The sequence below is a fragment of the Streptomyces xylophagus genome, assembly GCF_000716435.1.
GTDB classification, from domain to species: domain Bacteria; phylum Actinomycetota; class Actinomycetes; order Streptomycetales; family Streptomycetaceae; genus Streptomyces; species Streptomyces xylophagus.
The window spans coordinates 1-14,947 of sequence record NZ_JNWO01000041.1 but is presented as its reverse complement, the minus strand read 5'-3'; the positions used below and the strand labels follow the sequence as shown (position 1 = coordinate 14,947).

General features: G+C 68.6%; 12 protein-coding genes and 1 pseudogene. 12 read left to right on the top strand and 1 reads right to left on the bottom strand.

All coding sequences use genetic code 11. The annotated features are described in order from the left end of the window. Positions 1–559: 559 nt before the first annotated feature. Both OO70_RS46825 and OO70_RS46820 read left to right on the top strand, forming a co-directional pair. Positions 560–916: an effector-associated constant component EACC1 gene (locus OO70_RS46825; protein WP_043686591.1), complete on the top strand. Its 357-nt coding sequence runs from the start codon at positions 560–562 to the stop codon at positions 914–916. Beyond that, complete coding sequence (locus OO70_RS46820; protein WP_043686590.1) at positions 913–2,079, top strand: caspase family protein; 1,167 nt, start codon at positions 913–915, stop codon at positions 2,077–2,079. Before OO70_RS46825 ends, OO70_RS46820 begins: the two co-directional genes overlap by 4 nt. On the opposite strand, the gene OO70_RS55610 is transcribed toward OO70_RS46820, so the two are convergent. Continuing rightward, the gene (locus OO70_RS55610; RefSeq protein ID WP_199827539.1) at positions 2,073–2,306 is read right to left on the bottom strand and encodes a hypothetical protein; all 234 of its coding nucleotides are present in this window, start codon (positions 2,304–2,306) and stop codon (positions 2,073–2,075) included. The genes OO70_RS46820 and OO70_RS55610 overlap by 7 nt on opposite strands. A gap of 224 nt (positions 2,307–2,530) precedes the next feature. Here OO70_RS55610 and OO70_RS46815 point away from each other — a divergent pair, with 224 nt between their 5' ends. From OO70_RS46815 to OO70_RS46770, 10 genes and pseudogenes are all read left to right on the top strand, one after another. Then, positions 2,531–2,887, top strand: a complete 357-nt coding sequence (locus tag OO70_RS46815; RefSeq protein ID WP_043686587.1) for a hypothetical protein — start codon at positions 2,531–2,533, stop codon at positions 2,885–2,887. Positions 2,888–3,212: 325 nt separating this feature from the next. Further along, entirely contained in the window at positions 3,213–6,299 is a 3,087-nt protein-coding gene (locus OO70_RS46810; protein WP_158711612.1) for a hypothetical protein, read from the top strand. 543 nt (positions 6,300–6,842) lie between these two features. After that, positions 6,843–7,025: a hypothetical protein gene (locus OO70_RS54995; protein ID WP_158711611.1), complete on the top strand. Its 183-nt coding sequence runs from the start codon at positions 6,843–6,845 to the stop codon at positions 7,023–7,025. A 109-nt stretch (positions 7,026–7,134) separates the two neighbouring features. Further along, positions 7,135–8,604, top strand: coding sequence for an SAVED domain-containing protein (locus OO70_RS46805; RefSeq protein WP_043686581.1), 1,470 nt, complete (start codon positions 7,135–7,137; stop codon positions 8,602–8,604). A 238-nt stretch (positions 8,605–8,842) separates the two neighbouring features. Further along, positions 8,843–9,811, top strand: a complete 969-nt coding sequence (locus OO70_RS46800) for an SMODS domain-containing nucleotidyltransferase (RefSeq protein WP_043686577.1) — start codon at positions 8,843–8,845, stop codon at positions 9,809–9,811. A gap of 5 nt (positions 9,812–9,816) precedes the next feature. After that, positions 9,817–10,404: a hypothetical protein gene (locus tag OO70_RS46795; RefSeq protein ID WP_043686574.1), complete on the top strand. Its 588-nt coding sequence runs from the start codon at positions 9,817–9,819 to the stop codon at positions 10,402–10,404. Continuing rightward, on the top strand, positions 10,398–11,672 hold the full coding sequence (locus tag OO70_RS46790; RefSeq protein WP_043686571.1) for a HesA/MoeB/ThiF family protein: 1,275 nt from the start codon (positions 10,398–10,400) through the stop codon (positions 11,670–11,672). The genes OO70_RS46795 and OO70_RS46790 overlap by 7 nt, the downstream gene beginning before the upstream one ends. Beyond that, positions 11,657–12,187 (top strand): Mov34/MPN/PAD-1 family protein, encoded by a 531-nt coding sequence (locus OO70_RS46785; protein ID WP_234337104.1) that lies wholly within the window; start codon positions 11,657–11,659, stop codon positions 12,185–12,187. The genes OO70_RS46790 and OO70_RS46785 overlap by 16 nt, the downstream gene beginning before the upstream one ends. 34 nt (positions 12,188–12,221) lie before the next feature. After that, positions 12,222–13,082 carry a nucleotidyltransferase domain-containing protein gene (locus OO70_RS46780; RefSeq protein ID WP_043686568.1) on the top strand — a complete coding sequence of 287 codons (861 nt, stop codon included), beginning with the start codon at positions 12,222–12,224 and terminating at the stop codon, positions 13,080–13,082. 488 nt (positions 13,083–13,570) lie between these two features. Then, positions 13,571–14,809 (top strand): annotated as a pseudogene (locus OO70_RS46770) (IS3 family transposase). The last annotated feature ends 138 nt before the right edge of the window (positions 14,810–14,947 follow it).

Here is a 14,947-nt window from a genome sequence, read left to right as displayed (position 1 = left end):
GGGAACCAGTAGCCAGCCTGTGGTCCCGACGAGCGCCAAGACCATTATTGCAGTGACCACCACCCGGCTTATGCTGATTAGAGAAAAATTCCTGTGCATTCCACCATAGAAACGTGTCAGTGAGGTTCCCGCAAGGTGCTGTGCTCGTAGGATTTAGAGGTTGTCTCACGTGGTGTTGCCGCAGCTACTCGACCGTGCTCCTGAGAAACGTGTGGAGTTCGGCGGTGAGGTTTCGCGTCTCCCCGCCGGCCGCGTGCACGGTGGTGGTGACGCTCGAAGGGGGTGTGGTGGGTGGTTGCTGGCCTGGTGTGTTGTTGGTTCGCTGAGAGGCTGGGTGGGGTGGCTTCGGGAGGGTGATCAAGGGTGTGGGCTGGGGTTGTTGATGGTGGGTTGAGGAGGGTTGGGTTTGTTGTAGGTGTTGGTAGCGCGTAAAAGTCTGGCGTGTGTTTGTGCTGGTCAGGGGTCTTTTTTTGGTCGGGGTGTGGTGTTGTGGGGTAGCGGGTTTCCTGGTCTGTTGTGCATGGTCGGTGGGTGCGTGTGCGGATCGGGGGAGGCCGGGGTGCGGTTGGAGCTGCAGGTCGGGCTGGGTGCGGGGGAGTTGCGTTCGCTGCAGGGCTGGTTGCGTGCGGATCCTGTGGTGCGCCGGTCTGTGGTGGTGGGGGTCCGGGGTGGTGTGCCGGGGCCGGGGGAGATGGGCACGGCCCTGGATGTGCTTGAGCTGGTGACGGGCAACGGGTGGAGTGCGGCGTCGTTCGTTTTGGCGGTGGCGGCGTGGCGGCAGAGCCGGCCGCAGCGGCCGCGGGTGGAGATCCGCCGCGGGGAGACGGTCATCGTCCTGGCGGAGGGTTCTGAGGAGGAGATCGCGCGGGCGGTCCGGGCGCTTGAGGCCGTCGACGGTGGCGGCGGCGATCGGTGAGTGCGCTGCCCGATCCGGGGGCCTCACGGGCCGTGCTGGTGGGCACGAGCCGTTATGAGCATCTGGAGCCGTTGCCGGCCGTGGCGAACAATCTGCGGGCTCTCGCCGGTCTTCTGTCCAGCCCGCTGTCGCTGCAGCTGCCGGTCCGGCATGTGAGTGTGGTGGAGGATCCGGCTGCCGCGCACACGGTGGTGGGCGCGGTGCGGCAGGCGGCCGCTGAGGCCACCGACACGCTGGTGGTCTACTTCGCCGGGCATGGACTGGTCGATGCCCGGGATCAGCTCGTTCTGGCTCTGACGTGTACCGAGTTCGGCCGCGTCGAGACCGGTCTGCCCTACGACTGGGTGCGCGAGGTTCTGCTGCTGGACTCCCGGGCCGAGCGGCATGTGGTGATTCTGGACTGCTGCTACAGCGGTCTGGCTCTGGGGAGGATGAGCGCGGGGACGGGGCTTGCCGACCAGGCGGCGGTAGAGGGCAGTTTCCTGCTGGCGGCCGCCGCGGAGACCCGTACTGCTCTGGCGCCAGCGGGGGAGACCTACACGGCCTTCACCGGGGCTCTGCTGGAGGCCCTGCGCCGGGGCATACCGGGTGGTCCCGCGCTGGTTGATCTCGGTGCGCTGTACCGGCATCTGCGTCTGACGCTGGAGGCGCGCGGGCATCCTGTTCCGCAGGCGCGGGACCGTAACAGTGGTGCCCAGGTCGCGCTCGGACGTAACCACGCGGATCTGCCTGCCGCGCCCGTTGCTGCTGTGGCCTCGGGTGCTGCGGGTGCGGGTGCGGGGGAGCGCCCCTGGCCGGATCCGTGCGCGATCCGTACCGTGACCGGGTTTTTCACCGCTCTCGCGGATGTGCGGGTGGTCAGTGGGCTGACTCATCAGGCGGTCAGCGAGCGGTCGGCCGGGCGCATCGCGGCCGGCACCGTCGGCCGTCTGCTCAACCGCGGCACTCTTCCGGCGACGTGGGGTACCACGGCCGTTTACCTTTCAGCGTGCGGTGTTCCCGCTGAACAGATCATGCAGTGGCAGACCGTCTGGCAGCAGCTGCGCGCGCAGAACGTGCCGGCGCAGACGGCAGGCCCGGAAGTCACCCGTGACGGCGGGCCTGAGAAGGCCAGAGCGTGGCAGCGCCCTTTGTCGGTCTTCCGCCGGGCGCGGGATCAGTGACCGGGTACGGCGGAGGCCGACGCGCTGGACGGCTGGGGCTGGGGCGTCTTGACGGAGTCGCCGGAGCCGCCTGAGAACAGGGTGTTCCATGCGGCGATGACCACAACAATGCCCACCAGGACCAGGCCCATCGATGGCTTCTTCCATCGGCTGGATGCCGACGACGGCTTCACGTAGTGCGCGGCCCGGTAATAGCCCTTGCGAGGTTTCGCCTTCGTCTTTGCCACAGTTACACGCCCCCGACCAGTGCGACCGTCTGCCAGGCAGAGTTTCGCAGCGATCGGACGGTGATGGTTCCTGAACAGCTCAGTACGGCCGATTCTGCACCGCTGTATGAGTGGCTCGCGGGCGGCCGTCCGCGAGTGCCGGGTGCGGGGGTGACAGCACCCGGCACTAGAAGATGTTAATTAATCTCTAGATAATCCCTAAGCTTCTGACTTAAGGTGTCTCTATGGATGACTACAGGGATGACCTTGAGGGTGTGGAGAAGAGTCTTCGCGAGGCGGAGCGTGAGCGTGAGCGGCTCGGTGCCCGGATCGAGGGGCTCAAGGCGGAACGCGATGCTCTCAGGAAGCTTGTAGAGACTGCTGAAAGTCCTGTTGAGGGATTCGAAAACCTCACCAAGGCCGAGGCCATCGTCACGCTTTTGAAGGGGGCGGACGCTCCCATGGCGCTCGGCGACATCGCGGAGGCGATGACTGCGGGGGGCAAGCTGAGCACCCGTAACGGGGTGTCCGTCTACATCGACGGACTTCTTAAGGCTGGCCGGGTCGTCCGTGTTCAGCGGGGGCAGTACCGGGCGACGTGAATGGGCCGGCAGGGGTTGCGGCTGAGGCGCTGGGCGAAAAGGCCGGTTCAGCGTGTGCGGGGGCGGTGGTGGGTTTCGGCGAGGTGGTCGCGGCGGATGGCGTCGAGTGAGTTTTTGGTGATGCGTTCTTGCTCGATCCCTTTGCGCCGCGCGGTGCTGAGACTCAGCCCACGCGGGGTGCCGGTACCTGACGCGCATGAGCACGCGCCCGGCGGCTGAACCCATGCCCGCTCAGTACCGCAGACGCATGGATGGCCCCGCGATGTCAGTGGGGTATTGGACACTGGTCGTGCGTGACTGCGGCAGCGAGACCAGGGGGAACGACGTGAGTGACGATGCCGTCCAGCTCGAGAGGCGTATCCGCTTCGCTTTGAGCACCCTCGGCGAGAGCAACAGCCACCACGAGTTCGAGGCCCTGTGCCTGGGCCTGGCCCGCCGCAGGATCACCAGCAATCTGCTACCGGCGACCGGCCCCGTCAGCAGTGGCGGGGACCAGGGCCGGGACGCCGAAAGTCACTGGAGCAACATTCCCCGGGAACTGCCCGGCACGTCCCTGTTCGCGTCGCTGGCCTCCGTCCAGCGGGTGGTGGTGGCCTGCACCATCCAGACCACCGACATCCCCGGCAAGATCCGAAAAGACCTGGCATCGATCTGCGGGCAGGGCACCCCCGTTGACCGCGTCATCTTCTTCACGGTGACCGCCGTGCCCACCAGGAAGCGGCACGACCTGATCGACGAAGCCGCCCGGACGCACCAGGTCGAATTGGAGATCTGGGACGCGGCCGCCCTCGCCCTCCACCTCGCCGACTACGACCTGTTCTACCTCGCCGTCCAGTACCTCCACCTGCCCTCCGACCTCGCTCCACCGCGCCCGGACGGAGCCGGTGAACTGCCCGACTGGTATGTCGAAGCCCGCCGGCGATGGCAGGCCAACGACGAGCCGGCCCGCACCCTGGGCGACCTGGTGGACCTGCGGGGCCCGCTGCGCCACGCCACCTTCCACGACGAGGCCCGGGCCGATCTGCCGGAATGGATCGGCCACGCACGTGCCCTGCTGGCCGCCGCAGAGGGAGAGCACACCGCCCTGCGCGCCCGCTACGAGATTGTCGTGGCCACCCTGCGCGGCCTCGGCGATATGCACCCCACGGACCAACTGGCCCGCGACTTCTTCGACAGGGTCACCGCCGACGATGCCCTCACCGACCCCGGAATTCTCGAGGACGCCGTTGTGCTCCTCCAATACGGATTCGGGGCGTGGGTGCGCCGCCTCACCGCGCTGACCGTAGAGGACCTGTGCGGCTGGCAGCACCTGCTGGCAGACAAGATCGACCGCCTGCTGGTTGCAGACCCGCCCCCCAACGCCATGGCCCATCTGCTGGCCCTGCGGGCCCGCCTGGCCCTGCACGCCGACATGACCGCCGACCTCGAATCCGTGCCCGAGGACCTGCCGACCGTCGCAGAGGTCACCGCATCCGTCCGCGAAGCGGTAGAAGCCGGCGAGCCGATCCCTGCCCTGCAGTCGGAGCCCCCGCTCACGGACCTCGACACCGGCATGCGCATCCTGCTCCGGCTGGGCCACCACCTGGACAACGCGCCGCTGTTCCCCATCGAGCACACCACCGACCTCTTCGACTACCTCACCCCTCTACTGGTGGACCACCCCCTGTACCGGGAGGTCCGTGACCTGCTCGATCAGGCCACCGACCGGGTCACCGGCCAGAGTGCACGCGGCGAACGCGCACAGTCACGGGGCCACGCCCTGATCAAGAGCGGCCGCCTCCCGCAAGCGCTCCAGGAGATCCACGAAGCCAAGGCCAACTGGCTGCGCGGCGACACCCTCGAGGGCGGCCTGATCATGCTGCTGCTGTGCGCGCGCCTCTACAGCGAACTCGGCCTGCCCACCGCTGCCAAGCAGTACGCGCTCGCAGCCGCCACCGCCGCGAAGTCCTCACCCGCCCCGGAGCTCAACCGCTTCGTCCCCCGCGGGATCATCCTCGCCGCCCAGTACGACCGCCAAGCCGGAAACTGGATCACCGCCACCCGCCTGTTCTGCATCGGCCTCATGGCGCAGAACGCCTACTGCGACGAGCCGTACAACCACGAACGCTACCCCTACGTCTGGGACATGATGGGCAATCAGGCGCTCACCCTGCGCGTAGCCGACGCGGTCAGGCCCGGCTTGGTCCCCCTGCTCCGCACGATCACCGCCTCGGCGGGCATCGACACCATCATCGACGACCTGCTCGCCTCGACCGCAGACGCCCTCACAGCAGCCGAAGAGACGTACGCCGAGGAGGCCGACGCCCACGGTGTGGGACGGCCCTTCAGCGACGCCGGCCCCACACGCCTCTATGCCTGGAACGCGCTCGGCGTCGACTGGGAGATCACCTGCCCGAACGACCGGCTCTCGGTGCTGGCCGCGGAACGCTACACCGCAGCACTCCAGGTGTTCCTCGGCGAACTCGCCTTAGAGGACCCGCTGTTCCTGCCCGGCAGCCTGAGCGTCGAAATCCGCGCAGACACCACCCTGCCCCACGACCAGCCCGCCGCCTGCGATCAGAACGCCGACCGGGACACCAACCGGTGGAGGCTGCGCCTGCCCACAATCGCCCCCGCGGACCTGGAAACAGAACCATCCCGTCTGCTCGCCGCCCTGGTCAAGGTGGTGCTCTCCCAGTCGCTGCTCTCCGACAAGGCATTCATGCACCTCGTCGAGCAGGCGCTCGCCGGCGGCCTCTGGCACAAGCTCTTCGTCGGCCGCCCCTACGACGAACTGGCCGACTTCCTGAAAGCCGACGACTACCAGACGATGGCTGCACTCGCCGACCCGGCCGTCGGAGCAGGCACACCGCGCGGCCAGGCGAAACCAGCTGCCCTACCGGCCCGGACCGGGCCAGGACCCGGCTACGAACACGAGACAGCCCTCGACACCGTCCGCAACCGCTATGCCAACTTGCTCCCCATCGTGCGCTACACCCTTCCCCGCCTGGCCGCCCACCCCGGCTTCCGGCGCACAGCCACGCAGCTGAGGCAGGAAGGATGGCGCGACTGGCACCTGCTGACCGCCATCGCCAACGCGGCCGGAAACCATCGCACCCAGCAGCAGGGCCTGCGCCCCTCCCCGGGCGATTCCCCCGAACACCGAGCTCGCATCCTCGCCGCCATGCAGGCCACCGAGCGCCCGGACGACCCGCCTGTCCCTGCCCAGGCATTCACCGAACACGCCCTGCGCTCACACCTGTCCGTGGCTGCGGTGAGCACCGCGCGCGGCCTCGGCCTCACCATCCGCCCGGGCCCGCTCGACTCCCAGGCACTGCTGTCGGTGCTCGGCGACCGGTACGGCTACTGGACGGACGACATCGAGCACACGGACCCGTTCGGCTGGCCAGCCCTGGAGGACGACACGATCTGACCCGCCAGGGCGTGTGGGCAGGTACGGTAGCGCCACCCTAGCTGCTGGTGCTGTTCTCCAAGCGCGTGGCCGCGGTGTACCGGCCGATCTGTGACAAATCTGCTAACGATCACTAGGCGAATGGATGCGCTGACGTGTGTATCTAGTGATCGTTTCGGGATCTATTGCCATGGTACGGCATGGTTCTGACCTGGGTTTTCCTGGGGTAGTTGGGATGCGGGCAGGCTCTGAGGTGCAGGTTTAGTGATCACTTCGGAATGTAGTGATCGGCTCAGGATTTCCTTATGGCTGCGTGGCCTGGGTGGGTAGGTATGCGCTGGTCAGGGTTGGTCTGGCGGATCGTGGTGGTTACGAGCTCGGCTGCGGGAGCGGATCGGTGCCGGACTGAAAATCCTGCCCGCATGTCAGTGGTGGTGACGGCACTTGGTTCATGACGCTTGAGCGTGACAGGGGCGTCGGTGGGCAGCGGGGTGCTGGCTGGCTCCGGCATTACCAGCGCCCGCTGCTGGCTCGTGGGCGCGGACCGTGTCTGCGAGGCGTGGTGTGACTGAGGTGGATGTGCTGCTTCTGCTCGCCGTACACCAGCCGGGCGTCTGCCCCTTCGCTCTCGGGGAGCTGGTCCATGAGAACGTCCGCAGCCGTGAGCGTGGCACGGGCCTGCTCTCCCACGACCCGGCCCAGCAGTACGCTCTGCCAGCGGCCGTGGCCAAGCGCGACACCCCGTGATGGCCGGCCGCCGCCCGTCGTACGGCTCCGAGATCGGCCACCCTGCGCAATGGGGCATCGAAGCCCGCGAACAGTTGCAGCTCAACCCCGAGACCACGGAGCGGACCGCATGCCTGACCTTCCGGCCCCTGGCCCCACCGGTGTGCGGATCGCCGGCGATAGATACCAGTGGCTGTGGGCCTGGCAGGGTTGTGTCACAGCACTACGGGACGCTGCCCTCCGCACACCCAACCCGGTCGTCGGCGTCGGTGTCGAAGCCGACCAGGCGGGCAACCTGGACGATGTTGTCCTCTACCGGGCCAGCCCTCCGCACACCTACGCCCAGGTGAAGTACACCGCCGACGCCGCCACCCCCGTCAATGAGACGTACCTGTTCACTCCCAGCACCTCCGGCGGCGCCTCGCTCCTGAAGAAGATCACCCAGAGCTGGCAGCGTCTGACCGCCGACGGGGCACCCGTCGATCTGACACTGATCAGCAACCGGGCGCCCGACCCTGCTGACACGCTCGTCGCGCTACGTGATCCACGCACCCAGACGCTCATGCCCAAGGCCGGTCAGCAAGGACCCCGATCCGCGAAAGGCCAAGCCCGCGGGCGCTGGGCGGCGAATGCCGGGATAGACGAAGAGCAACTTCTCGACCTGCTGCGCGTACTGCGCTTCGACATCGCCCGCGACGTCTCCCACCTCCACGAACACCTGCAACTGCTGATGTTCGCTGCGGGCCTTCGCCCCGACGCGGCTGCTGTACAAGCAGGCGCGGACTGGGTGGCCCGCCAGGTGATCAACGGTCAGCGCACGCTGTCACTGGCCCAGATCACCGATGCCGTCCAGACGCTCGCGCTCACGGCCGGCCCCAACCGTGCCGTCGTGTCGATCGCCACGCTCAAGCCAGACCCGATGGCCGACGACGCCGACTACGCCATCGACTGGGCCGACCGCTTCGAGGGAGACACCGCCTACTCCAAGTGTCGGCCCAAGGCCCCCGCCACCTGGGCACAGCTCCAGGAGGAGATCGAGACGGCGCCCCACCGGCTCCCCCCGGGAACAGCAGCCGTGGCGGTAACCGGCAGCCTGCGCCTTGCGCCCGCCTTCCTGACCGGCACCGCCTTCCGCATGGTCACCGGCGCCGACTTGGCCGTACTCCAGCGCGGCCAACTCTGGTCCTCCGCCGAGCCCTACGACACTGCGCTCGCCCCCGCCCAGGAGACGCACGCGATCGACGAAGGCCAGGACCTGGCCGTGGCCATCGCGGTGGCCACCGACCCCACCGCCGATGTCCTGGAGTTCCTACAAAACCGGCAACTGCCAGTATCGCGCCTCCTGGTCCTGCGCCCGCCCACCGGCGCCAAGGACAACTCGATCCCCGACGCCGCCACCGCCAATGCCCTGGCCGTCGGTATCCGTGACGTTCTCCGTACGGCCAGCCACGGTGCATCCCGGATCCACCTTTTCCAGGCCTGCCCCATGGGTCTCGCCCTCCTCCTCGGACACCGCTGGAACCGGCTGCGCCCCACCGTGGTGTACGAGCACGTGGCAACGGAGGACGTCTACGAGGCGGCCTTCACCGTGGATGCCTGAACCACACCCGCCTCAGCACCAGGAAGCAGACGTCACGGCACCCACCACACATCCGACTGCCCCGGCACCACCCCGCCCCGCAGGCAGCGGCGGACGAGGCCGGGGCGTTGTCAGTGGCGGGTCCTAGGCTTGTCGGAAGGAACAGCTGTCGGTGCCTCCAACTAGACCCGCTGACCGTCTCCGGACGGCCTGCGGCGGCGCGCACTCGGGCTGAACGGCGAGCCTGAGGAGGCACGTGATGGGGATCAACGACGCGTTCGATCAGCTCCAGGCAGAGGTCAACGCCGACATCGACCAGGTCAAGCTGGCGCGCGAACGCCGGGACACCTTCAAGAAGGCCATGTCCGGCGAGGAGGACGTCCTGGAGACGTTCGGATCGGGCTCCCTGAGCCGAAGCACTCAGCTCAAGCCCATCCACGACGTGGACATCGTCGTGGTCTACCACGCGGCCGCGCACCCCGACTGGGGCGCACCGGGCGACAGCGCGGGCGAGGCCCTGGACCACGCCGGCGATCAGATCCACCGGCTTCTGGGCCAGACCTACGGCACCGTCGCCCAGGAGGTCCGCCTGGCTGTGCCGCGCAACCACGCGGTCAAATGCTTCCTGGACGACAAGGACGAGGAGGAGGCGTTCACGGTCGACGTCATGCCGGCACTGCGCCAGAGCGACGGCACCCTGCTGATCCCGGAGAAGCTCAACCGCTGCTGGGTCCCGGCGGATCCGGAGTATCTGATCCGCAAGGTCGCCGAGCACCAGGGCGCGTGGGAACACTTCCGTCCGCTGGTGCGGGTGCTCAAGGACTGGCGCCACAGTGCGCCGGTCCAGGGCCGCATCAAGTCCCTGGTCGTCGAGGTCCTCGCGCTGGAGTGCATGCCGAAAGAGGGCAGCCGCGCGGAAGGACTGAAGACGTTCTTCACCGCCGCCGCGGCCAGGGTCAACGAAGGAGTCTCGGATCCCGCGGGCCTGTGCGGGGAAGTGCAGCCCGACCTGGACTACGACGGACTCTCCGACGCGTTCGCCGATGCCGCGGACCTCGCCGAGCGGGCCTGCGCCGCTGCTGCCGCCAGCGACACCGACGGTGCGCTGCGACTGTGGCAGGACATCTTCGGCGACGGCTTCCCCGCACCCGCCAAGCCCGCGTCGAAGATCACAGGCACACCCGCCCTGGTCGCACCCCGGCCGATCAAGGATGCACCCCAGGGATGACAGCCATGGACAGGTCCGACCGTGAACCGATCACATGGTGGAAAGCCGAACCCCGGCGCCTTGAACGGGACCAGTCCGAGATCACCGCACGGTTCAGCGGCCTTGTGTGGAACAGCGACGGCGCCGGCACCTGGACCGGCGTCTTGCCGTGTTGGCCGTTCGACCGCCCACAACCGCCGAACCTCAGCGCCTGGGTGGGGGAGGAGGGGCTGCGGCTGACCGTTGCCTACAACCAGGCCTACCCCATGGTGGAACCCGCTCTGCACCCCCTGGACCCCCTGCCGCCGCCCCAGGAGTGGACCCAGACCCGCTGGCACGTCAACGGAGACGGCACCCTGTGCCTGCTGCAGGAGCACGCCTGGTGGACCGGGCGGGACTCGCTCATCGACCTGCTGCTCAAAGCGGCTGGATGGCGGCTGGAGTACGCCCTGATGAGACACGGCATCATCCAGGAGATGTCCCGCTGCGGCATCGTCAGCGACAACCGCCACGATCACCTCTTCTCCCAGCCGCCGCCCGCAGCCGGTCAACCAGATACCGCACCCGTAGCCGGCCAAGCGGACACCGGCCCGAAGGCGGAGGCGCTGTGCTGATCCTCTTCCCGCACCTGGCTGCTGCCACGATCCGAAAGGCTGGCACCTGGGGCTACCTGACCCTGCGGGTCAGCGCCCCGGACGAACTGGCCGTTGTGTGCGCCCTGTCGGACGGCAACAACCCCAGAGTCTCCGTCGACCCTGAGCCCGCCGAACGGCTCCTTGCCAACTGTGACCCCGCTCCGATCAGCCTGTGGTACCGGGTCGACCCCGCCCTGCACCTGGCCTGGGCGCAGTGCCGCGCCCGCCAGGACACGGCCATTCCCCGAACAGTGTTCCGGGACACCGTACGCGGCGGCTACCAGACCTTCGGATCGCCCTACCTCGCCGTCACCTACGCACCCGGCATGGCAGAGGCCTTCCCCGACGCCGCACTGCCCGATTTGGTCGCCTGGCAAGTCAGCCCGGAAGGCGCCCTCCCGCTCGACATCCTCATCCAGCCCGAGGCCACCGGCATCGCCCAACTGGAGCCGCGCTGGCCGGCAGCACACCTGCAGAAATCTCACGCTCTCCTGGTCGGGGCCGGCAGCATCGGCAGCGCCGCCGCCCACGCCCTGGCCGGCTACGGCATCGGACAGCTGACCCTGATGGATCCCGACCGCCTGTCCTGGCACAACCTGGTGCGCCACACCAGCGCCGGCCGCTACATCGGCCGCCACAAAGTCACCGCCCTGACTGAAGAACTCACCCGGCTGCGCCCGGACACCCAGGTTCAACCGCTGCCTTGGGACGTGATCACCCAAGCAGACCGTGTACGGGCGCTGCTCCCCGCCGTCGACATTGTGGTGTGCACCGCCGACGGCGTCGCGGCCCGCAGAACCATCGGCCACCTCGCACGCCGTGCAGACGTCACCGCCGTCCTGGCATGTGTCCTGCAGGACGGCGCGATCGGCGAGGTACTCAGGCTCCGACCCTGGCCCCGCCACGGCTGCCTGACCTGCCGCCGCCAGGCACTGGTCAACAACGGGGGTATGGACCCCGAACCCGCCCTGGACGCCGGCTACGGCACCGGCACACGCCACCGGCCGATGACCGCAGTCGGCCCCGACCTGCACCTGGTCGCCCACCTCGCCGCCAAAACAGCCGTAGCCACCATCCTGGAACGCGCCGGGCACCCCGACCAGCGGCTACCCGGCGAACACGCTCTCCTGGCACTGCGCCGCCAGCCCGACTGCTCCCCACCGTTCGACCTGAACCGCACCGGCGAACTGCGCTGGCTGCCCGCGACACCCCCGGAACCGGGCTGCCCCACGTGCGACACACCATGACCCTCCAGCAGCCGGTCACCCGGGTACGCATGACCGCACGAGCGGTCCGCACCATCACGACGGAGCTGGCCGCCAACGACCACGACACCGAAACCGGCGGCATCCTCCTGGGCCGTCACGATCGCGACACCGTCGTCGTCCGTCACGCCGGCACCCCCGGCCCCGCCGCAGTACGGACACCGACATCCTTCCTGCGCGACCTGGCGCATGCTCAAGCACTCGCGGACCAGGCGTTCGCCGACGACGGCAGCACCTGGGTCGGCGAATGGCACACCCATCCCACCAGCGCCACGACGACCCCCAGCCCGCGCGATGCAAGCACCTACCGCCGGCTCCTGCGCGACCCGGAACTGGCCTTCCACACCCTCATCGCCGTCATCCTCGCCCCTCACCGGGACAGCTGGGCAGTTCAGGCATGGGCCTGCCGCCACCACAGGATCACGGACACCCAACTGCAGCTCCCCGTCCACCTCATGTCCCCAACAGACCACCGTGACCGTGGAGGTCCGCCATGACCACCCCGGCCGGACCCCGCTGGAGGTTTCTTCCGTGAAACGCGCTCGTGCCACGTTACTGCTGACCGAGATGCTCGACCGCCTGGAAGGAGGCGAATGGCCGCTGGACCTGGTCGACCAGATCCTGGTGTTCGGCTCCTACGCCCGCGGCGCACTGGAGCCGCACGACGTCGACGTCGTGGTCGAGCACCGCACGGACAAGCGGCTGACGTCCGAGTTCGTCCACGCCCTGTCCTACGGCGGTGATCCGTCCGGATCGATGAAACGCGCCTTGAAAGGCCGCAGCCGCGGCCTGCAGCTCCACTTGCGCGAGCGCAGCACCCTGGAGGAGGACGGCTTCCCCCTGACCGTGCTGTGGACCCGCCCCGAACCCGTCGACGCCGCCCGCGCCCGCCTGGCCGCCCTCACCCCCGACCCCACCGCCGGCCGGGCCCCGCGCGACCACATGATCGAGGCGTTCGAAGGCCTCGACCGGTGGATCCCACGACCAGTCCGCATCGAACTCGTCGACCTGGTCTCCCAGGGAGCCGTCCGCATCGACCGCCTCGACCTGCCCGACGCGGCACCGCAGCATCCAGCAGCGCTCGAAGCACTCCACCGCTGGACCGAGACCAGCCCACTGCGCCGAGCCGCCGCCGGGGCACTCGCCCATCTGGAGAGCACCGGGCACACCCTCGACCACGTACTGCTCCACGGTGAACCCCTGACCGACAGCCACCACAGCGCTCCCACGCCCACAGTGGGGATCGGACTCGGCTGGCACGACTTCGGCTACCTGCCCCGGCTGCTGGAAGACGTGAGCGACTGGTTCGAGGTGATCCGCCCCACGCGGACCCGGCCCCTGCACACCCTGCACCTGACCGTCCTCGACCACACCGCCGTGAAGGCGCGCTGACCGCCCCATACACGATCTTCCCTACCCGACTCCTCCGGTCCGGACTCGCAAGCGGACTGCGCGGGAGCATCGATCACACCGCCGCACGGCCAGGGCAGCCACATCTCGTCAGCGCCGTCGGTCTCCCGTGGAGACAGTCCCGCCAGGCGGGTCCAGTCGCGCGGCAGGTGGAAGAGCTCCAACTGGCCTGGCAGCGCGAGGTGTTCGGAGACAGGGCGGGAGGCCTGCGAGGCGTGGATGGCTTCACGGCGCTTGCGCTGGAGACGGCGGCGCACATAGAGCCGCCTACGGCTGGCCACGCGCCCGTCGGCCCACTCCGAAATGGCCTGGAGCACCGTGTCCGGATTGCAGAACGGGCACGCTTGGCCGTGCTCGATGGCTACGTCGATCGATAGTTTGGCCAGCGGCCCCCGGGCGGGGCCTCCCCCTGAGTGGTGGACACGCTGATACCGGATCTGCTTGATCCGGAGGAAGCGAGAAGACCGCCGATGGCGATGAAGGACTACTCGGACGAGTTCAGGGCCGATGCCGTGGCCCTGTACGAGTCCACACCCGGGGCGACGTACAAGAGCATCGCCGCCGACCTGGGCATCAACCGGGCCACGCTGCGCGGGTGGGTGCTGCGGGACCGCGAACGCCGTGGTGTCACCGCCGCGGTTGCGGTCCCGCAGCACCCAGCCTCGGGAGGCGGTGCCGTCCGCTGATCCGGACGAGCGGGTGCGGCAGCTGGAGGCCCGGGTGGCCGAGCTCGAGGTGAGTGAGCGCAAGCTCGCCACCGAGCGGGACATCCTCCGCAAGGCGGCCAAGTATTTCGCCGGAGAGACGAACTGGTGAGGAGCCGCTTCCAGTTCGTTGACGATCACCGGGACACCTACGAGGTGAAGCGGCTCTGCCAGGTCCTGGACGTGAACCGGTCCAGCTACTACAAGTGGCTCGCCGGCGCCGAGGCCCGGGTCACCCGGCAGCACCAGGACCGGGTCCTGGCCGAGAAGATCCGCGAGATCCACGGCGGGTCCGGCGGCGCCTACGGCTCCCCGCGAGTGAGCGCCGAGCTCCGCGCGAAGGGCCTGCGGGTCAACGAGAAGCGGGTCGCCCGCGTCATGCGGACGTTCTCCATCACCGGAATCCGCCTGCGCAGACGCGTCCGCACGACCGTCGCGGACCCGGCCACCTCACCGGTCCCGGACCTGTTCCAGCGGGACTTCACCGCCATCGAACCCGGCCTGAAGTACATGGGCGACATCACGTATCTCCCGCTCGCAGGCGGGGAGTTCCTCTATCTCGCGACCGTGCTGGACTGTTTCAGCCGCAAGGTCGTCGGCTGGTCCATCGCCGACCACATGCGCACCAGTCTGGTCGCCGACGCACTGCGGATGGCGGCCTCGACCCGTGGCCGCCTGGACGGCTCCGTGTTCCACTCCGACCACGGGGCCCAGTACGGCTCCCGGGCCTTCGCCGGTCTCTGCGACCAGCTCGGAGTCACCCGGTCGATGGACGCGGTCGGCACCAGCGCCGACAACGCGGCCTGCGAAAGCTTCCACGCCTCCCTGAAACGCGAGACCCTCCAGGGCGCCCACCACTACGGCGACTCCGACACCTGCCGCAGGACCGTCTTCGCCTGGCTGACCCGCTACAACACCCGCCGTCGGCACTCCGCCAACGGCCACCTCAGCCCCAACGAATACGAACACCGACACCACACCGCTAAAATCACGCTCGCCGCGTGATCAATAACCGCGTGCCCACCTTCACGGGGGAAGGCCCGTGATCCAGTGGTTGCCGAGGTCATTCAGTTGTCCGGCGAGTATCAGGTGGTGTGCCGTGTTCACCGTGTACCGCCGGCCTGTGCGGTCCCGGGCTCTTCG

Coding starts and splice junctions, on each gene's coding strand:
- OO70_RS46795 (WP_043686574.1), top strand. CDS start 9,817: ATGGACAGGTCCGACCGTGAACCGATCACATGGTGGAAAGCCGAACCC.
- OO70_RS46800 (WP_043686577.1), top strand. CDS start 8,843: ATGGGGATCAACGACGCGTTCGATCAGCTCCAGGCAGAGGTCAACGCC.
- OO70_RS46815 (WP_043686587.1), top strand. CDS start 2,531: ATGGATGACTACAGGGATGACCTTGAGGGTGTGGAGAAGAGTCTTCGC.
- OO70_RS46805 (WP_043686581.1), top strand. CDS start 7,135: ATGCCTGACCTTCCGGCCCCTGGCCCCACCGGTGTGCGGATCGCCGGC.